The organism is Bifidobacterium sp., from assembly GCF_050874245.1.
Classification (GTDB): Bacteria; Actinomycetota; Actinomycetes; order Actinomycetales; family Bifidobacteriaceae; genus Bifidobacterium.
Map to the genome: position 1 here is coordinate 1 of NZ_JBNMKH010000145.1, position 2,570 is coordinate 2,570.

The window sequence follows — 2,570 nt, forward strand, 5'->3', positions numbered from 1 at the left end:
ACGCGGCCCTTGCCGGCGCGCTCGATTTCGACGTGCACGTTGAGCAGGCCGGTACCGTCGGCGGCGACGTCGACGAGCGGACGGACGGATGCGATGCGCACGCCGGACCAGGAATCGATGCCAATCTCACGCCAGATACCGGCGTTGGCCACGTCGACGCCCCAATCCCAGCCGAAGGAATAGCTCGGCTTGCGAATCTGGTTGAAGGCGTGGTGCTCGGTGTGCGGATAGTAGCCGCGGGCCTGTTCCATGCGGTCGGATTCACGCACGGGGGACGTGAAGGTGACGGTCAGCTCGTTGGCGCCGTCCCTGAGCAGACCACGCACGTCCCAACGGTAGGAACGGTGGAAGTTGCGGGTGGAGGCGACCGGACGGCCGTTCAATGCGATGTCGGCGATGGTGTCGAGGCCGTAGGCCACCAGATCGTGACGGTCGGCGCCGTCGTCCTGCCAATCGAAACGGCAGGTGAATCGCCAATCGACATCGCCGATCCACTGCTGCTTGTTCTCGTTGTCGCCGTCGAACGGGTCGTCAATCAGACCGGCGTTGAGCAGGTCAAGCGTGGCCTCTCCCGGCACAGTGGCCGGAATGCCTGCGGCGAGCGTCGCGCGCAGTGCTTCGGGAGCGGCTTCCGGGTTGACGGCGGTCAACGTCCAACCCTCGTTCAGAGGTGCAAACGTGCTGGGAATGTGAGACATAGTGAATCCTTCTAACAAATGTTCTGAAAAGGAAAGGGCCGCACCGCGATGTGACTCTTGGCGCGGCCCTTGGTTATGGAAAAAGGAAGTTGGAGGTTACGTTTTTTATTCCTTCACGGAGCCGGCAGCGATGCCGCTGTAGATCTGCTTCTGGAAGATCAGGAACAGGATCAGCATCGGCAGCAGCGTGATGATCACGCCGGCGCAGATCAGGTTGTACTTGCTGCCCATCGGGCCGGTGAAGGAGTACAGCGCGATGGCGATGGTCTTCAGATTCGCGTCCTGCAGGTAAAGGTTGGCGGCGTAGTACTCGTTGTACACACCGACGCCCTTCAGGATGGCGCAGGTCACGATTGCCGGCTTCAGCAGCGGCAGCAGAATCTTGTAGTAGACGGTGAAGTAGGAGGCGCCGTCCATGATGGCAGCCTCATCCAAGGAGATCGAGATGTTCTCGAAGAACTGGATGAACACGTAGATGGAGATCACGTCGGTGCCGCACATCATCAGGATGTAGCCCCACATTGTGTTGACGGCGTGGAAGTTGACCATCATCTTGTACAGCGCGACTTGCATGGCGATGCCCGGAAGCAGTGCCGCAAGGGTGAACATGCCACGGATCAGGCCGTTGCCGGGGAACTGGAATCGGCTCAGCACGTAGGCCAGCATGGTGCCGATGATCGTGGTGACCACCAGGACCACCACCACCACGATGATGGAGTTGCGGAAGGCGACCGCCATGTTCGACGCGACGAACGCCTGCACGTAGTTGTCGAAGTTGAACCAGTTCTTCGGCATGTCCATGACGGACGTGCTCTGGTATTCCTTGTCCGTCTTGGCTGCGGTCACGAAGCAGCTGACCAGCGGCAGCAGCATCATGAAAGCGACGAAGATCAGAGAGAAATACTTGAGGAATACGGCCACCCCGATCTTGAACTTGTACCAGAAGCCCGCGGTCTTGGCTGCGGAACGTTCCTTAGCGAGTGCGACTGCGTCAGTCATCATGCCACCGCCTTTTCCTTGTTGCTCGGTCCGTTCTTGAAGACCGAAGCGTTCTTCCTGGCCATGCGGGCGCGCTGGCGCTCGATCTTGGCCGCCTGCTTCCTTGCCTTCTCCACGCCGTCATCGGCATCCTTGAACACGTACTTGAAGAACAGGTTCTGCAACAGCGCGCAGATGAGGATGATGATCAGCAGGACGATTGCCATGGCGGATGCCAAGCCGACCTTCTGGCTGGTGTGGGCGAGACGGTCCATGCGCACGAAGTAGGTGGCGGTGCCGTTGGCGCCGGAGGTGATGACGTACGGGCCTTCGAAGGCGGACAGCGAGCCGGTGATCGAAAGGATGACGTTCAGCACCAGGATGGTCTTGATGCCCGGCAGGATGATGTGCTTGAACTGCTGCCACTTGTTGGCGCCGTCGATTTCGGCCGCCTCGTACAGCGTCGAATCGATCGACATCATGGCGCCGATGAACAGGATCACGTTCTGGCCGAGATAACGCCAGACAGAGGCGCCCACCAGAGACCAGTTGTTAACGCTTTGGTCTTTCAGCCAGTATGGCAGGTTGTCGAGTTGGAATCCGCACCATTGGAGCACGGTGTCGAACACGTATCCGCGGGTGTAGAAGAACTTGAAGATGAAGCCGACCGCGATGCCGTTGATCAGATACGGGAAGAAGTAGATGGCCTTGAACGCGCTGCCGCCACGGACCTTGAACGCCAGCATGGTGGACAGATACAGCGCCAGCGCCACCTGGATCAGCGCGCCGACCATGTAGTAGAGGCTCAGCTTCAGGGAGGAAAGCGTGTCGGGACGGGTGAAGACGTCGATGTAGTTCTGGAGGCCGACGAATTGGCGCGGGCCGATGTACTTC

General features: G+C 59.6%; 3 protein-coding genes. All 3 read right to left on the reverse strand.

Annotation, left to right across the window (positions count from 1 at the left end; genetic code table 11):
• A partial coding sequence (locus tag ACR0P8_RS09290) for a glycosyl hydrolase 2 galactose-binding domain-containing protein (protein ID WP_432624788.1) occupies positions 1–698 on the reverse strand: 698 nt, incomplete at its 3' end.
• Between the two features lie 105 nt (positions 699–803).
• Positions 804–1,700, reverse strand: a complete 897-nt coding sequence (locus ACR0P8_RS09295) for a carbohydrate ABC transporter permease (RefSeq protein ID WP_432624789.1) — start codon at positions 1,698–1,700, stop codon at positions 804–806.
• On the reverse strand, positions 1,697–2,570 hold an 874-nt coding region (locus ACR0P8_RS09300), incomplete at its 5' end, for a carbohydrate ABC transporter permease (RefSeq protein ID WP_432624790.1). The genes ACR0P8_RS09295 and ACR0P8_RS09300, both read right to left, overlap by 4 nt.

Bases quoted from the DNA above. Each gene is read 5' to 3' on its own strand.
- ACR0P8_RS09295 (WP_432624789.1), bottom strand. From the start codon at position 1,700: ATGATGACTGACGCAGTCGCACTCGCTAAGGAACGTTCCGCAGCCAAG.